The 16,210-nt window shown below is 35.8% G+C and carries 15 protein-coding genes; 8 read left to right on the top strand and 7 right to left on the bottom strand.

All coding sequences use genetic code 11. The features are described 5' to 3' along the window. Positions 1-40 precede the first annotated feature (40 nt). From dapA to BLW74_RS17665, 4 genes are all read left to right on the top strand, one after another. Positions 41-913, top strand: coding sequence for a 4-hydroxy-tetrahydrodipicolinate synthase (dapA, locus tag BLW74_RS17680; RefSeq protein WP_089694541.1), 873 nt, complete (start codon positions 41-43; stop codon positions 911-913). A gap of 195 nt (positions 914-1,108) precedes the next feature. Then, positions 1,109-1,621, top strand: coding sequence for a GNAT family N-acetyltransferase (locus tag BLW74_RS17675; protein ID WP_089694539.1), 513 nt, complete (start codon positions 1,109-1,111; stop codon positions 1,619-1,621). A 286-nt stretch (positions 1,622-1,907) separates the two neighbouring features. After that, the gene (locus BLW74_RS17670) at positions 1,908-2,489 is read left to right on the top strand and encodes a helix-turn-helix domain-containing protein (protein WP_089694538.1); all 582 of its coding nucleotides are present in this window, start codon (positions 1,908-1,910) and stop codon (positions 2,487-2,489) included. Further along, positions 2,482-2,928 carry a response regulator gene (locus tag BLW74_RS17665; RefSeq protein WP_089694535.1) on the top strand — a complete coding sequence of 149 codons (447 nt, stop codon included), beginning with the start codon at positions 2,482-2,484 and terminating at the stop codon, positions 2,926-2,928. The genes BLW74_RS17670 and BLW74_RS17665 overlap by 8 nt, the downstream gene beginning before the upstream one ends. A 613-nt stretch (positions 2,929-3,541) precedes the next feature. Here BLW74_RS17665 and recG read toward each other — a convergent pair. The 6 genes from recG to BLW74_RS17635 all read right to left on the bottom strand — a co-directional run bounded on the left by recG (position 3,542) and on the right by BLW74_RS17635 (position 12,496). Continuing rightward, entirely contained in the window at positions 3,542-5,689 is a 2,148-nt protein-coding gene (gene recG, locus BLW74_RS17660) for an ATP-dependent DNA helicase RecG (protein ID WP_228424960.1), read from the bottom strand. A gap of 105 nt (positions 5,690-5,794) precedes the next feature. Then, positions 5,795-6,328, bottom strand: a complete 534-nt coding sequence (locus BLW74_RS17655) for a thioredoxin family protein (RefSeq protein WP_089694531.1) — start codon at positions 6,326-6,328, stop codon at positions 5,795-5,797. Positions 6,329-6,368: 40 nt separating this feature from the next. Then, a complete protein-coding gene (locus BLW74_RS17650; protein WP_089694529.1) occupies positions 6,369-7,880 on the bottom strand; it encodes a peptide MFS transporter in 1,512 nt (503 codons plus the stop codon). Between the two features lie 19 nt (positions 7,881-7,899). Next, positions 7,900-8,892, bottom strand: a complete 993-nt coding sequence (locus BLW74_RS17645) for a PDDEXK nuclease domain-containing protein (protein ID WP_089694527.1) — start codon at positions 8,890-8,892, stop codon at positions 7,900-7,902. Between the two features lie 61 nt (positions 8,893-8,953). After that, the gene (locus BLW74_RS17640) at positions 8,954-10,708 is read right to left on the bottom strand and encodes a peptide MFS transporter (protein WP_089694526.1); all 1,755 of its coding nucleotides are present in this window, start codon (positions 10,706-10,708) and stop codon (positions 8,954-8,956) included. Positions 10,709-10,840: 132 nt separating this feature from the next. Beyond that, positions 10,841-12,496: a peptide MFS transporter gene (locus tag BLW74_RS17635; RefSeq protein WP_089694524.1), complete on the bottom strand. Its 1,656-nt coding sequence runs from the start codon at positions 12,494-12,496 to the stop codon at positions 10,841-10,843. 263 nt (positions 12,497-12,759) lie between these two features. Here BLW74_RS17635 and BLW74_RS17630 point away from each other — a divergent pair, with 263 nt between their 5' ends. From BLW74_RS17630 to BLW74_RS17620, 3 genes are all read left to right on the top strand, one after another. Beyond that, positions 12,760-12,942, top strand: a complete 183-nt coding sequence (locus BLW74_RS17630) for a hypothetical protein (protein ID WP_089694522.1) — start codon at positions 12,760-12,762, stop codon at positions 12,940-12,942. A 71-nt stretch (positions 12,943-13,013) separates the two neighbouring features. Continuing rightward, the gene (locus BLW74_RS17625; RefSeq protein ID WP_139265763.1) at positions 13,014-14,582 is read left to right on the top strand and encodes a vitamin K epoxide reductase family protein; all 1,569 of its coding nucleotides are present in this window, start codon (positions 13,014-13,016) and stop codon (positions 14,580-14,582) included. After that, positions 14,582-15,409: a GLPGLI family protein gene (locus tag BLW74_RS17620; protein ID WP_089694518.1), complete on the top strand. Its 828-nt coding sequence runs from the start codon at positions 14,582-14,584 to the stop codon at positions 15,407-15,409. Before BLW74_RS17625 ends, BLW74_RS17620 begins: the two co-directional genes overlap by 1 nt. Before the next feature lie 83 nt (positions 15,410-15,492). Here the strand turns inward: BLW74_RS17620 and BLW74_RS17615 are convergent, their stop codons facing one another. Beyond that, entirely contained in the window at positions 15,493-15,861 is a 369-nt protein-coding gene (locus BLW74_RS17615; RefSeq protein WP_089694516.1) for a helix-turn-helix domain-containing protein, read from the bottom strand. A 150-nt stretch (positions 15,862-16,011) separates the two neighbouring features. On the opposite strand from BLW74_RS17615, the gene BLW74_RS17610 reads away from it, so the two are divergent. Next, on the top strand, positions 16,012-16,206 hold the full coding sequence (locus tag BLW74_RS17610) for a hypothetical protein (RefSeq protein WP_089694514.1): 195 nt from the start codon (positions 16,012-16,014) through the stop codon (positions 16,204-16,206). Positions 16,207-16,210: the final 4 nt, after the last annotated feature.

Raw genomic sequence — 16,210 nt, 5'->3', positions numbered from 1 at the left:
TGGTGTAAATGATTAAATTTGGCAAAAATAATTCTAACAGATGAGCATTTTAAAAGGAGTAGGTGTTGCATTGGTAACGCCCTTTAATGAAGATTTATCCGTTGATTTCGACAGTTTAACAAAGCTTGTTGAATACAATATCGAAAACGGAACCAATTATTTAGTAGTATTGGGAACTACGGCAGAGGCCGCAACGCTTTCTGCAGAGGAGAAGAAACAGGTAATTGAGCATATCATTAAGGTGAATAATAAACGTCTTCCTTTGGTTTTAGGAATTGGCGGTAACGATACTCTTGACGTAAAGAAACAGATCGAAGAAGCAGATCTTTCAGCATTTGAAGCAGTACTTTCAGTATCTCCATATTATAACAAACCTAACCAGGAAGGCCTGTATCAGCATTATAAAGCGCTGGCATCCACCGGAAAGAATATTATTATTTATAATGTGCCTTCAAGAACAGGGCAGAATGTAGAAGCGGATACAACGCTTCGTTTGGCAAGTGAATTCCCAAATTTATTCCTGATTAAGGAAGCTTCACCTAATATTTTACAGTATTTTGATATTCTGAGAAAGAAACCTGAAGGTTTTTCCTTAGTTTCCGGAGATGACGAATATACATTACCGGTAACCCTCGCAGGTGGAGATGGCGTGATTTCCGTAATAGGACAGGCATATCCGAAAGAATTTTCAACCATGGTACAGCTGGCTTTTGAAGGAAAGGTAAAAGAAGCTTACGAAATTCACAATAAACTGGTAGACATTACCCGTCTTATTTTTGCTGAAGGAAACCCGTGCGGCATCAAAGTAATCCTTGCCGAGAAAGGGATTATTAAGAATTTCTTAAGACTGCCTTTAGTAAAAGCTTCAGAAGGTCTGCATGCTAAAATTAAAGCTGAAATGGCCAATATTTAAAAAATCATTAAAAGTTATAGGGGTACCTGTAACATTTTATTTGTATAATAAACTTACTGGGTGAAAAGTTAATGCTTTTCGCCTTTTTTATTTGCATAATAACCGGAAGCAAATATCCATCGGAGGTAAAAAGTAAAAAAATCAGAAGAATTTTTGTAAACTTTGCATTTAAAGTCAGATTAAAAAAGTAAAATAATGAAATTAGTAGAAGCGAAGGAAAAAGATATTCCTTTGATCCAGGAGCTGGCAAGGAGATCGTGGGAGAGTGCATATGTGGGAATTATTTCCCCCGAACAGATCAATTACATGTTGGGAGAGATGTATTCTGAAGAGGAGATTTCAAAGCATCTTGAAAACCCGAACTATCATTATTATTTAATTTTTGATGAGAATAATGATTCATTTGAGGGGTTTATTGGCTATGAGCACGGATACGAAGAAGAAACGACCAAGCTTCACAGAATTTATCTTGTACCGGAAAGTAAGGGTAAGGGGTTCGGAAAAGGGGCCCTCGATTTTCTGAAAAGAAAACTTTCGGAAAGCAATGACAGAAGAATTATTCTGAATGTAAACAAAGAGAACAACGCAAAAAAATTCTATGAATCTCAGGGTTTTAAGGTATATAACGAGATGGTTTTGGATATAGGAAATGGTTTCGTAATGGATGATTATCAGATGGAGTATATAATTCACTTTGATTTGACTTAAAATTCTGTAACATTTAATTATAATTCTATAACAAGTGATGTGTTTTTTTAATTCATCTTTGCTTCAGAACCAAATCACTTATAACAATACATTCATATGCTTGGTTTTGAGCTGAACAGCTTTTTATCAGTATATTTTTTTCATCCTTAGTGTTTAAATTCCTGTATTCAATAATACAGGAGTTTTTGCGTATTTATAGCAAATTTAAAAAAAGTATATCTATTTCACTTTTAAATGAAATAAATTATTATATTTACTAAATAAAATTGGCTTATAAACTACTAGGATGAAAATGTATGTTAAATTTGATTTCAATGCCCTTTGCAAAAAGGTATTGGACGAGAAGCTTAAAGAACACGGACTGAAATACAGGCTGTTGAATTTCGGTGAAGTGGAGTTCTATGAGCCTCTGACCCAGGAACAGCACCATCTTTTTAAGAAGAATCTGGAAGATTATGGTATCGAAATCATAGAAAGCCAGAAAACCGCACTGGTGCAGAAAATAAAAGACGCCATTGTGGAACTTGTCTTTTCAGATGAGATTATTCCCGTGAAAGCATCTATATACATTTCTGAAAAGCTTAATCACAGCTACGGATATCTTTCTAACCTTTTTTCGGAAGTTGCTTATACTTCTATTGAGAATTTTATTATTCTCCAAAAGATAGAACATGCAAAAGCACTGATCATAAGAAACAAACAAAGTCTTACAGAAATTGCCCACAAACTGAACTATTCCAGTGTGGCACATTTAAGCACTCAGTTTAAAAATACAACAGGCATTACTCCATCCCAGTTTCAGAAGATTATTGGAAAACGGAGAAGAGCACAAATAGCGGTAATCAATCCAAAAATGCAGTATGAATAAAGAATTTATGAACGTAATTGTAGCAGATAATGATGAGAACACCTTGATTTTTTTTAAAAATATTCTGAAAGAGTTGAAAATCTCTATAAAAGTTCAGTGCTTCAGCAATGGAAAAGATGTTATGGACTATTTGAGTAATGAAGATGCAGTAGTTCCTGAAATTGTTTTTATCAATTATAAGATTCCCGGAAAAGAAAGCATGGAATGCCTGGAAGAGATTGAATCCAATTCAAAATTTAATAATATGGTTACTGCCATCTTTTCCGATCCCATTCCGGAAAATGAAGTAGAGGATATTTTTGTAAAAGGTGCCCATATTTTTATGAAAAAACCGGAGTGTTTTGACAGGCTGAAGAAGGTACTTACGGAAGTTATTACCATCAACTGGCAGTATCATACCTCAGGTTTAAACAAAGATCATTTCATTCTTAAAGTATGATGAATAAAGGAATTGTTAATTTAACATTAATAAATCATAAATCATATTTATTGCATACTATTCACAAATAAGTGAAAATTTTATAACTAATTATTAAAATAATATAAAAAGGATCTGAATTAATATACAGACATTTGTAAAAGTAAACTCAGACACAAATTTCATTATATAGTAGAAGATACGGATGAATGAAAAGCAATTGTTTCTACAGAACAAAAAAAATTATATAAATCACGATGTTAGTTAAACAAAATGAATTATAATAATTTCCAATTTTAAAGCACAGAAGATCTTTAAACAAAACGGTACAATCATGAAAACTCAAAAGTAGTTGGAGATATTTTTATTCGTTTCATTCCCTCATCTCCACCGAAACACAGTTAGTTTTTATAATAAGCAAGTTGGAAAAATAATTCATTTTGTTTTTTATAATTTATTTTAATAGTTATGGTTTTAACTAAATTAGATATTGTATATACCTATTTTTCACACCACATCACAAAATATTAAGCCACAGCTATTAAAATAAATTTTTTTTGAACAGACCAAAAGTAATTTCTTCTAAATAACAGTTTTATAAGGGGGCCGCAGGAAATCTTTTTCTGCGGTTTTTTTATGATATCTTACTCCACTTATTTTTTCCTTTGTAATATCTGATATAATAGTTTTTAATGATCAGGTTATCTGGTCTGGAAAGCATAGGGTCGGCTTCCAGAATTTTTTCTACCGTATTTTTCGTAGTCTTGATGATAGCGGAATCATTAATCAGATCCAGTCTTTTAAAATCTACCACACCACTTTGCTGAGTTCCCAGGATATCTCCTGGACCGCGAAGCTGCATATCTACTTCAGAAATTTTAAAGCCATCATTGGTTTCTGTCATCGTCCTGATACGTGTTCTGCTTTCTTTTGATAATTTGTCAGAGGTCATCAGAATACAATAACTCTGTTCGGCACCTCTTCCTACACGTCCTCTAAGCTGGTGAAGCTGGGAAAGGCCGAATCTTTCGGAACTTTCAATCACCATTACTGAAGCGTTGGGGACATTTACTCCCACTTCAATTACGGTAGTGGCCACCATAATTTCTGCTTTTCCGGAAGCAAAATAGGCCATGGCAGCGTCTTTTTCGTCTGGTTTCATTTTCCCGTGAAGCATCGTTACGTTGTATTCTGAGAAAAAGTCCATAACATGTTCCAGTCCTTCCATCAGATTTTTATAATCCAAGGTTTCAGATTCCTCAATAAGAGGGTAAACAAAATAGATCTGTCTGCCTTTTTTAATTTCATCTTTACAGAAATTATACACATATAATCTGTCTTTTTCCCGTCTGTGAGCCGTAATGATCGGTTTTCTTCCTACAGGCATTTCATCAATTACTGAAACATCCAGATCAGAATAAAAACTCATTGCCAAAGTCCTCGGAATAGGAGTAGCCGTCATCACTAGGATATGAGGCGGGATTTTATTTTTTGCCCAAAGTTTAGCCCTTTGTGCTACTCCGAACCTGTGCTGCTCATCAATAATTGCTAATCCAAGATTTTTAAACTTTACCTTATCTTCTAAAACGGCGTGGGTACCTACCAAAATAGAAAGTGAACCGTCTTCCAGTTCTGCATGTATAATTCTTCTTTCTGCGGCTTTGGAAGAACCGGTCAGAAGACGAATATTGATTCCGGTTTCTGCTAGCAGTTCTTTAATTCCGTTATAATGCTGCTGGGCAAGAATTTCCGTAGGTGCCATCAGGCAGCTCTGAAAACCGTTGTCCATTGCGATAAGCATCGTAAGAAGGGCAACCATTGTTTTTCCTGAACCTACATCCCCCTGCAGCAGTCTGTTCATCTGTATCGGCCTCTTCATATCCATACGGATTTCCTTTAAAACTCTTTTCTGGGCATTGGTGAGGTCGAAAGGAAGGTGGTTTTCATAAAAATTATTGAAATGGTCGCCGATAATAGGAAAAGGATTACCGTATGACTGGGTTTTATGATGGAGCTTTTTTAATCCGTATCCTAACTGAAAGAAAAATGATTCTTCAAATTTCAATCTGTAATCCGCTTTATCAAAATGCGCCTGATCTTTTGGAAAATGGACATTCAGAAAAGCATGCTGTCTGGATATGAATGTAAAGGTTTTCATCAGATAGTCAGGAAAATTTTCTTCAATAAGATTAGGAATCTCCCTGCAGATATTTCTCAGTGCGTTCTGGAAAAATCTTTGATTGAGACCTCTTTTGGTCAGCTTCTCAGAACTGGGATAGATGGGCCTGAGGCGTGTATCCCCTTCCTTTTTTTCTTCCGCTTCTATTTCAGGATGGGGCATGGAGAACTGACGGTTGAACACATTGATCTTTCCAAAAATGTAAACCTCTTTATTAACAGGAAGCTGCTCTTTCAGCCATTTGGAATACTGAAACCAAACCAGATCCATACTGCCTGTTTCATCATTGAATTTTGCCGATAGCCTTTTGGTTTTGCCGGTCTGAATTTCCTGCACCTGAGTGATTCTTCCTTTCAGCTGTATTTCCTGACTGGTTTCTTCCTTCAGCTGTGAAACGGTATAAATTTTACTTTTGTCCAGATAGCGGATAGGATAGAAATTCAGCATGTCTTCTACGGTAGACAGACCCAACACGCTTTTGATGAGTTTGGCTCTTTCCGGACCTATTCCTTTTACATATTCTATGGAGGTTTCGAGATTCATTTTCAGGTTTCGGGATACGTTTTTCGAATTTTTATGATCCTTATTTCTGACAAAAGAAATAAAGTTTCGAATTTCGGTAAAATAAAAAAGACTTCCAAAAAAATCGGAAGTCTCTATCGTGAATTTTTAGAATTGAAACCGAAAATCCGGAGTCAAAATTGTAAATCAATCTTTGATTTTGGATTTGAACTTTTTCTGGTAATCCTCCCATTGCTCTCTGGTCTTTATCTTTTTGAATAAATCTTTCGAAATCAGTTCAAGATAAGGTTCCAGTTCCCTGGCAGAAAGCTCTCCCTGAAGAATTGTGATAGGATCGCCGTGCTCATCCAGAAATACGGTACTAGGTACTGCACCTACATTCATATATTGGGTAAATTCATGAAGTGAATTTTTTCCTTTTCTATGTTCCGTATTTTGGTTAGAAAATGTTCTTCCAAAGATCTCAATGCTGTTTTTCTCTTCTGCATTGAATTTTACAGGATAGTAATTCTCATTTAAAATCTGAGCAATAACCGCATGTCCGTACGTTTTTTTATCCATGATTTTGCATGGACCGCACCAATCTGCATAAAAATCAATGAGTATTTTTTTAGGACTTTCCTTTTGGGCCTTTAAGGCTTCATCAATGGTCATCCACTTTACTTGGGCAAAACTGAAATTCAATAAAAATAAGAGTAATATGCTTAAGATTTTCTTCATATTGTGATATTTATGTAAAAATAAGCATAATTACTTATTTCTATTTGACCTCCTGCATTAATTTTTTCACGTACGGAGATATCAAAATTAATACTACTCCGGCAATTACCGCGTATAACCCTAATTGTTTATATCCATCAGTATAAGTGATTAATTCATCGTAGTTGGTAGATCCTTTCTTGGCAGTAGCCAGACTGGCTCCGATAATCCCTGCCACATACTGTCCATAGGCGGAAGCAAGGAACCACATTCCCATCATCATTCCCTGAAGATTCTTCGTAGAAAGCTTGGTCATGATAGAAAGTCCGATAGGAGAGAGGCACAATTCCCCAAGAGTAATGATTAGCAATGCCAGTGTGAAGAAATTCAGTGAAGTGATACCCTGAAGATCGGCAAACAGACGGGTTGCAAATAGAACATAATATCCCAATCCCAAGAAAATAAAACCTAATCCGAATTTAATAATGGTATTGGGTTCAATTTTTCTTTTATTCAGCCAGATCCAAAGAAGTCCGATTAACGGTGCCAGGAAGATAATGAAAAAGGCTCCTCCTGAGTTATTCACACCATTTGGGTCTAATCCTAAAAGATCTTTATTGAGATTTTTAGCAGCAAAAATACTCAAAGAACCTCCGCTTTGCTCATAGATTCCCCAGAAGATGATAGAGAAGATAATGAAAACCAATGCTGCCCAAAGTTTTTTACGCTCAGAAGCGGTGACTTTAGACATTTCATAGAATAAATAAATCAGGGTCAGCGGCCCGATAGTCCACATGAAATAATCTGTATATTCTGTTTTGGCTACCATGGTCATAATGATAGGAACAAAAACCAATGAAAGTACATACACTCCGTATTCCTTCCATTTGGGTATTGGAGTGGTTTTTTCTTCTGCTAAAGGATGCCCTGGCTGCAGGCCAATAGACCCCAGTGTTCTTTGCGTAAACACAAAATTGACCAAACTTACCACCATTACTATTGCAGCAAGTCCAAAAGCAATATGCCACCTCATCTCTTCTGTAATGATCGTACTTAAGAACTCTCCTTTACCAATGGCGATACATAAATATCCTCCTAATAATGCTCCGAGATTAATTCCTGCATAGAAAAGTGAAAATCCTGCATCTGCCCTTGAATCATTAGGTCTATAAAGCTGACCTACCATAGATGAAATATTTGGCTTGAAGAAACCTGTACCTACTACTGTAAATGCTATTCCTAAGAAAAAGAATTTGTGAGGATCGGTCGCAAGGATTAAGCTTCCTACAATCATCAGGAGACCTCCCCAGAAAAGGGATTTCCGGAATCCTAAGATTTTATCTGCAAAGAGACCTCCCACAAAAGTAAAGGCATATACGAAGGCCTGGGTGGCACCATATTGAAGGTTGGCTTCTTTTTCATGGAAGTTAAGCTGTGAGATCATAAAGAAAACCAGCATTCCACGCATTCCGTAGAAACAGAAACGTTCCCACATTTCAGAGAAAAACAGACTCCAGATCTGTCTGGGATATTTTCCTTTGAAATTTTGTATTTCATCTAAAGTTAAGCTCATAATGATATATGATTAAGTTCTAATAAGGGTTTTTATTTTCCTGATCCAGTTCAAAACGGATTCTGTCCTGATCAATAATTTGTTTTAATTCTTCTTCTTTTGGGAGGTACAGCAGGTATTTGCTGGCAAATAAATTGTTTTTATCATTCAAAACAGAGTATTTTACAATTGTTTCATCTTTTTCTGAACATAATAAAATTCCGATGGTTGGGTTATCTCCTTCTCCGCGTTTCAGGTCATCATACATTCTTACATACATATCAATTTGTCCAATATCCTGATGGGAAAGTTCCCCTGTTTTCAGGTCGATGATCACAAAACATTTTAAAATGTAATTATAAAAGACAAGGTCAATATAAAAGTCTGAGGTGTCGGTTGAAATATGCTGCTGCCTGGCTACAAAGGCAAATCCCTTCCCGAATTCAAGTAAAAACTTTTGAATATGATCAATAATGGCTGTTTCAATTTCTTTTTCGGAAAACTGTTCATTAGCTTTTAACCCAAGAAACTCAAAAATATAAGGATCTTTTAAGACACTATAAATACTTTCTGTGGAAGATTTTTTATGCTGTAAAACCCGTTCGTAAGCAAGGGAATTGATTTGTCTTTTGAGATCTCTGTAGTTCCAGTTATTCTGAACAGATTCATTGATGTAATAATTCATTTTCTCGGCATTGTCAAGCCTAATCAATAGTCTGTAGTGAGTCCAGCTCAATTCGTGACGCAATGCGTCACATATTGGAAATGCATGATAAAAAGAGCGCATATTTCTTAAGTTACTTTCATCAAAACCTTTTCCAAATTCCAAAGTGAGTTTTTCAGAAAGCTTTTTCAGTGTATACTTTCCGTATTCTGCGCGTTCTTTTCCCTGTTGTTCATCTTCAACAATAAGTTTTCCAATCTGCCAGTATGTGAGCAGTAGAGTAGAATTCGCAATTCGAAAAACTTTTTCGCGCGATTGTCTAACAATTTCCTTTACGGATTGGAATAAAGAAGCTTCGGAAATTTCCATCGTACGAAAATAAAAAAAACCTCTGACTTGGCAGAGGTTTTATGATATTTTGTTGATACAATTAGTTTACACCGTGCATCATTTTCTTTAAGATAGGTGAAATTAAACCTAAAATCACAGAAGCAATACCACAAAGTACGACGAATACCATGAAGAATTCAAATAGATTGTGGATTTCAAATCCTACAAAAGTAGGGTTGTGTAATGGAAGCTGGGCTTTATCGAAAGCGGCAACCTGATCAGCGGTCAGCGTTACTTTTTTGTCCAAAACATCCTGAAGATTAACTCCCAGTTCCTGAGCTTTCTTGAATTTATCACCTGTTGCAGGGATAAGCGCTCCTAAAGAACCTGCCAATGCATAGCCGGCAGCATTAGAAATAAAGAAAACACCATAAAGCAATGAAGCAAATCTTTTTGGAGCCAGTTTACCCACCAATGATAAACCAATTGGAGAAAGACAAAGCTCACCGCAAGTCTGGATGAAATATAGTAACATTAACCATTTGATTGCCAATAGACCAGAGTTCCCCAGATCTTTTACATTGTGTGCAATGATGAAATAAGAAAGAGCAATCAACGCTAATCCCATAGCCTGTTTGAACGGAGATACTGGTTCTTTTCCTTTCGCTCTTAATTTATCCCAGATTAAACTGAAAGGAACTGCTAGAATAACAACGAAGATTCCGTTAAAGATCTGAACCATTGAAGGAGGCATGTTCCATCCTAAAATATTTCTGTCAGTCTGGTTATCCGCAATAAACGTTAATGAAGATCCCGCCTGCTCGAAAGCCGCCCAGAAGAAAATGATAAAGAATGATACAATATAAATTACCCAGATTCTCTGTCTTTCTACCTTATTTTCTGCAGAAGACATAATCAGGAAGGCAAGAGAAATACCAGCGGCATAAATGAAAGGATAAATAATTCCTTTGATCAATTGCCCCATCTCTACGGAATTGAATCCAAACTCACCTACAAGAAGGTATCTGAAAGCAAAGAATAAGATAACAAATATTCCTCCGGTGATTCCTAAAGCCTGACCAGAGAATTTAGCCGTTTGCGTTTCTCCTTCTTCGAAGTCAGCACTTGTATTATTTTTTGGTAACCCTCCGATCGGTCTTCCCTCCGGTGTTACTACATATTTATTTTTAAGGATAAAGAATGTTACCGTTCCGATTACCATAGCAATAGAAGCTGCCAGGAATCCCCATTTAAATGCAAAGATATCTCTTACTCCGGTTGCTGCATCTTTTACGTCTCCAACGTATGGACAGATAAACTGTCCTAAGAATGCCCCGATATTAATCCCCATATAGAAAATGGTGAACGCAGAATCCAGTTTGGATTTTTCCTGCTTCGGATAAAGGCTTCCTACCATAGAGGAAATATTCGGTTTGAAGAATCCGTTACCGAAAATAATAACGAATAATGCCAGCCACATGATAAGTTTGGCACTACCGATATCCGCTGAGAAAGTAGAGGCGCTGATGAATAATAAGAACTGCCCGATAGCCATTAAAGATCCACCGATAATGATGGCATACCTGTTCCCGATATATTTATCCGCAATAAATCCTCCCAAAAGAGGTGTTAAATAACATAAAGCTAGAAATCCGCCATAGATGATTGCTGCATCAGCTTCTTTTATTAATAAGGAATTTACCATGAAGAGCGTCAAAAGAGCTCTCATTCCATAAAAGTTGAAACGCTCCCACATTTCTGTTCCGAACAGAACCCATAATCCTTTAGGATGCCTGGAATTCTTATTCTCTACAAATTCATCCGGTTTCGGACTCAATGCTTCAATATTATCCATTTCTATTGTTAATTTTTGTTAAGACTGACAAATATAGTTTATTTTGGGTTTTTGGCAAGGTTTTAATTTTATTTTTAAATAAAAAAGCTGCGGAACTCTTCCGCAGCTTGCTAATCGTTATAATATCAAGGATTAATGTCCTTTTTCCTTCATGATTTTGTTCAGTCTCTTTAACATAGAAAGGCCCAAAAGTGTAGCAAATATTAACAAAGCGAAGTTCACAAGGAAATAATTCGTCTTGTTTTCATAGTTATACCAGGTGCTTGCCAGAATTCCTGAAAGCTTATTTCCCACGGAGTTCGCCAGAAAGAAACCTCCCATCATCAATGCCGTAATTCTTGCAGGAGAAAGTTTCGATACAAAAGAAAGTCCCATTGGAGACAGACAGAGTTCACCTATAGTAATTACACCGTAGCTGGCAACAAGCCATAACGGTGAAACTTTTACCGTTCCGTTATCTCCTGCCATAACCGCTAAAACCATCACCAGGCATGAAAGCCCGGAAATGAATAGTCCCAAAACAATTTTTGTAGGCGTTAAAGGTTCTTTCCCTTTTCTTCTTAATAATGCCCAGAATCCCACAATAACCGGAGTAAGAGCAATAACCCAAAACGGGTTGATGGATTGGAATAATTCGGTATTGTAGAGATATACTTTATTTTCAGGGTTTTTCTCAAGAGCAGCGCGCTGTTCAGACGAAATATTTTTAAAATAAACATCTTTTCCTGTTTCTTTTTTAGTCTCTCCGTTATCGTCCTTCTGAGATCTGAACTGATTGTCATAAACAGGAACCTCTTTATCCTCGTAACTTTTTCCTTCCACCATATAAATTCCTTCCAGTGGTTTTTCAAGAGAAGCAGGAACACTTCTGTCGGTATAATAGTTAGCCCATCTTGTTAAGGCCGTTCCGTTCTGCTTGAAGACTGCCCAGAAGAACATACTGATCAGGAAGACAGAAAGCAGAGCTCCAATAGAAGCTTTTTCGTCCGGCTTGGCCCTAAAGTAAAGTGAGGCATAAAAGTAAATTACCGGTACACATGCGAAAATAAAGGCATCTGTACTGTCGCTTCCAAAGATATTATCGGGAATAAACCAACCTATGGCTCCCGCAGCAATGGCCGGAACAAATACTTTCAGCATAATTTCAGAAAGCTTAGTGTCACCTTCCTGCACAGGTTTCATCTGTGCAGCATGAATATAGTGCTTTCTTCCGATCGTAAAAATAATCATCCCAATAATCATCCCAACTCCTGCAGTAATAAAAGCCTCACCCCAGCCGAACTTATTACGCATGAAAGCCGCAATAATGTTACAGATAAACGCTCCGATGTTGATTCCCATATAGAAAATGTTATATCCGGAATCTTTATTGGCTTTATAAGGCTCCTCAGAGTAAAGGTTTCCCAGTAAGGTTGAAATAGTAGGTTTGAAAAAACCATTTCCAATGATGATTAATGCCAGAGAGGTATAAAATAAAGGTAGGTCTTTAAAAACACCCATTCCTATATACCCTGCAGCCATTAAAAAGCCACCCAGATAAATAGATTTAATATATCCTAAAACTCTGTCTGCCAGAAATCCTCCAATGAAGGGAGTCAGATAAGTTAAGGCAATGTAGGTTCCGAAAATATCATCAGCAGTTTTGTCTGGCAGCCCAAGCCCTCCTTTCATACCGGCGGGCTCAATAACATACAAAACAAAGATTCCAAGAATCAGGTAGTACCCGAAACGCTCCCACATTTCTGTAAAAAAGAGATAGGGCAGCCCTTTAGGATGTTTAGTCTTCATATATTCAATTTTCAAATTTCCCAAAAATAGGTTTTTAATTTTAATTGATAAAATAAATAATACAAGCGTAAACGATTAATTAAATAAATAGAAAATTTAAATGTGCGTACAGGTTTTCTTTATTTAAAAGCTTGTACATACTTCACAAATTACACAAAAGTAAAGAAGCAAAAAATATACACACGTATTTCCTTACTGAGTGATATTTGTTTTCTATTTTCGGCAATGTCAATAGTGACAAATAACTATAAAAAAACATTTTTATGAAAAAACTTGATTTAAAAAAGATGAAAGGGATTTTATCCAGAAATGAGCAGAGAAAAATTAAAGGAGGGATGGCAGCGCCTGATGCAGGTGTAGGATGCGGATGTACCAATGCTGCATGTGCAAACACTCATAATGGAAATGGTGATTCTTATTGCAACGGTACTTTTTGTTGTGGATAACCCGTGTAAATCATTTAAAATGGCAACAGGAAACTGTTGCTATTTTTTTTAATCCCAAAAGCTATTTTAAAATGACACGCAAAAGTTTTACTGCTGTTACCAATTATCTGGATGATCATAAGATACATATTGATCAGGATGAGTTTGAGCTTCAATTGGAGGGCCATCCTGATTTTCCGAGCCTTCTGGCATTTTCAGATGCTTTGAACTTTTTCAATATTGAAAATTACAGCTTCAGAATTGATAATGATGAAAAAGATATTTTACCTGAGGATTTTTTGGCTTTAATAGAAGGAGAGCTGGCAGTGGTGAATAATAAAGAGCATACCATAACAGTCAATGGCTCCCCATCAGAAGATTTTTTTTCTAAATGGGAAAATATAATACTTATTATAGACAATTATGAAGAGCAGCCCCGGACAAAATCAAAACTTAAGAATGGTTCTGTTAATTGGGGAATTGCAGCGCTGTTATTTCTGTTTCTTTTCGCGTATGATTCTTCTCATCTGACTTTGAAATTGATCTTTGTGGCTACTGGTCTTATCGGATTTATCTTCGCTTACGAAGCCTATAAAAAAACTCATGGGAAAGGAACATTCATACCGGTTGGAGTTTGTAGAAGTGATTACCTCAATACGGATTGTGACCTGGTTTTTAATTCAAAGAAATGGAAGATTTTTAATAAGGTAGATTTATCTGAGATTTCACTCCTGTTTTTTACCAGTCAATTAGTTTGTTTTATTTTATTAAGTCTGATAAAAAATATTGAATTCTTTTTTGAAATCTATCGGTATGGATTATTTGCATTCATACCAATTGCCAGCTTATCATTATTCTATCAGATTTTTGTTGTTAAAAAGTATTGCCCTGTCTGTATGGTAATCATAGCCTCTGTATGTATTCAGTTGGTAGCGGCAAATCTTATATTCTTTACGGACAAAAAAATGGACGGTAACGCTGCAGCCTTATTTTTCATTGGCTGTTTCGGTTCACTGATGGCTTTGGTGAACTTCCGAACAAAAAATAGAATTGCACAGAAAAATGAAAATACCCTTAAAAGAAATTTAAAATTCAGAAGAAATTACCAGTTTTTCAAAAATAATTTGTCTTTACAGAAAAGGTTGATTAATGAAGATTTTTCAAGTGCTTTTGTGTTTGGAAATGAAAACGCAGACCAAACATTGACTTTTGTTACCAATCCCTTTTGTAAACATTGTAAAGAATTTTACCCTGTTTTTCTGAAGCTGGTTAAAAAGTATTCTGATGAGTTGAGAATCAATATTTTCTTTGATGTAGATCTTAGCAGAGATGATTTGGATAATAGAACGGTTCATATCAATCTCACCAATATTTATATCAATAGCGAAAATAAAATTGAATTTTTAGAAGCGTTGAACGGCTGGTATGAAGTTCAGGGATATAGTGAGAACAAAAACGGCTGGTATCAAAAATATTCCAAATACTTCGGAAGTTCAGAGCATGCGCTGGAATTATTAAGAGGACATGAAAAATGGGTCAGCAGCAACAGCGTGCATTTTACACCTAATATCTTTATGAATGACAGTGAATATCCAATTCAGTATGAGAGAGCTGACCTTGAATTTTTTATTCCTGAATTTCTATCTGAAAATTACAATTAATGATGAAGAACTTATTATTTATATTGCTGGGAACAGTTTTCTGTTATTCCCAAAGTAACAGATTTATCTATGAAGTCATTTCTAAAAAGGATTCTACCTCGGAAAACCTTACTGAAGAAAATTTTAATCTTGATACTACGCCAGATGATATCGCTTATTATAATAGATTATACTATATAAACGATTCCTTATATAATGCTAATGGTCAGTATGGATTTAAAGATTACAAGCTGACTTCGTTTATCATTAAAAAGAAAAATAATAATTCATATCAAAACTACGAATACATTGGTGACGTGAATTTTTATAAAATTACCGAAAAGGCCGGACAAAATTGGAAAATTTCAGACAGTACCAAAACATTTGGAAGTTACCCTGTTCAAAAAGCGGTAACAGAGTTTGGAGGAAGGAGCTGGGTGGCATGGTTTACCCAAGATATTCCGATTCCTTATGGCCCCTATAAATTTAATGGTTTACCCGGGCTGATTATGGAGCTTTACGATTCAAAAAAAGAGTATTATTTTAAACTGATAAGGAGTGAGAAAATTCCTGAGGATTATAAACGCGTTACATTACAGAATTCTATTTCCAGGGCAATTACAGTGGATTATACAAAACTGAATAAATTAAAATTAGAATTATATGACAACCCTTTCAAGTATATAATGAATGGCAGACTGACTCTGCCTGAAGGAAAAAAGCTGCTGCTGGATGACGGCACTGTTCTCTCCAAAGAACAGCTGAAACCCGCGGAAGCTAACGAAAGGAAAAAGTTAAAAGCCTTTAATAACCCTATAGAACTGGATAAAGCAGTACAATATCCTTAGCAGATAAAATAATCATCCCTTTTAATTTTGATTAAAAGGGATGATTTGATTATACACGAATGAACTGTATAATAATCTACGGATTAAAATCCATTTTGAGATCTCAGTACTTGATTTTCTTCATTTAACTCACTGATTTTTTGTTTAAGAAAGCCAATATAGTCCTGTAAATTTTCAATGATTGAACAATTGAGATTGAGCGTGTACTGATATTGGGAAGTATCTTTGAATGGAGAATTGTGAGTACTGATTACATGTTCTTCCTCTTCTTTAATGTCAGAGATCGGAACATTGAGCGCTTCAGCTATTTTCTTCCATTCTTCTTCATGTATCCTTACCTCACCCCGTTCTTTCCGGGAATAATTTGAAGGATCAGTAAATAAAATTTTCGCCATCTTCTCTTGAGAGATGCCTTTGAGTTTCCGTAGGTTTCTTAGTTTTTCTTGCTTCATTATTCTTAATGTCTATTACAAATATGCGAAACATGTACAACTTTTGCAAGAAATATACCGGAAAAACGCCTGATAAATTTATTTTATTGGTTGATTTAATTTATAGTTTTGAAAAGTCAATAATGACACAGAATATTTAATTAAAACATTATGAAAAGCAATTCTTTAAAAATTAAGAAAGCAAGTTTATCTAGAAATGAGTTGAGATCACTTAAAGGTGGAAAAATCGGAAACGGAGGAGGAACTTCTATCGGAATCGGTGGAGGAGGTGAAGTAGAGTGCGGATGCGTACAGGCAGGATGCCCTGGAGATGGTAGTGCAAGATGCGGAGGTTCTTGTTGTTAATCAA

The sequence above is a fragment of the Chryseobacterium culicis genome, assembly GCF_900108365.1.
Classification (GTDB): domain Bacteria; phylum Bacteroidota; class Bacteroidia; order Flavobacteriales; family Weeksellaceae; genus Chryseobacterium; species Chryseobacterium culicis.
The sequence above is the reverse complement of the archived record's forward strand: the minus strand, read 5'-3'. Positions and strand labels throughout refer to the sequence as shown.

Coding starts and splice junctions, on each gene's coding strand:
- dapA (WP_089694541.1), top strand. CDS start 41: ATGAGCATTTTAAAAGGAGTAGGTGTTGCATTGGTAACGCCCTTTAAT.
- BLW74_RS17675 (WP_089694539.1), top strand. CDS start 1,109: ATGAAATTAGTAGAAGCGAAGGAAAAAGATATTCCTTTGATCCAGGAG.
- BLW74_RS17670 (WP_089694538.1), top strand. CDS start 1,908: ATGAAAATGTATGTTAAATTTGATTTCAATGCCCTTTGCAAAAAGGTA.
- BLW74_RS17665 (WP_089694535.1), top strand. CDS start 2,482: ATGAATAAAGAATTTATGAACGTAATTGTAGCAGATAATGATGAGAAC.
- BLW74_RS17655 (WP_089694531.1), bottom strand. CDS start 6,328: ATGAAGAAAATCTTAAGCATATTACTCTTATTTTTATTGAATTTCAGT.
- BLW74_RS17650 (WP_089694529.1), bottom strand. CDS start 7,880: ATGAGCTTAACTTTAGATGAAATACAAAATTTCAAAGGAAAATATCCC.
- BLW74_RS17645 (WP_089694527.1), bottom strand. CDS start 8,892: ATGGAAATTTCCGAAGCTTCTTTATTCCAATCCGTAAAGGAAATTGTT.
- BLW74_RS17640 (WP_089694526.1), bottom strand. CDS start 10,708: ATGGATAATATTGAAGCATTGAGTCCGAAACCGGATGAATTTGTAGAG.
- BLW74_RS17635 (WP_089694524.1), bottom strand. CDS start 12,496: ATGAAGACTAAACATCCTAAAGGGCTGCCCTATCTCTTTTTTACAGAA.
- BLW74_RS17630 (WP_089694522.1), top strand. CDS start 12,760: ATGAAAAAACTTGATTTAAAAAAGATGAAAGGGATTTTATCCAGAAAT.
- BLW74_RS17625 (WP_139265763.1), top strand. CDS start 13,014: ATGACACGCAAAAGTTTTACTGCTGTTACCAATTATCTGGATGATCAT.
- BLW74_RS17620 (WP_089694518.1), top strand. CDS start 14,582: ATGATGAAGAACTTATTATTTATATTGCTGGGAACAGTTTTCTGTTAT.
- BLW74_RS17615 (WP_089694516.1), bottom strand. CDS start 15,861: ATGAAGCAAGAAAAACTAAGAAACCTACGGAAACTCAAAGGCATCTCT.
- BLW74_RS17610 (WP_089694514.1), top strand. CDS start 16,012: ATGAAAAGCAATTCTTTAAAAATTAAGAAAGCAAGTTTATCTAGAAAT.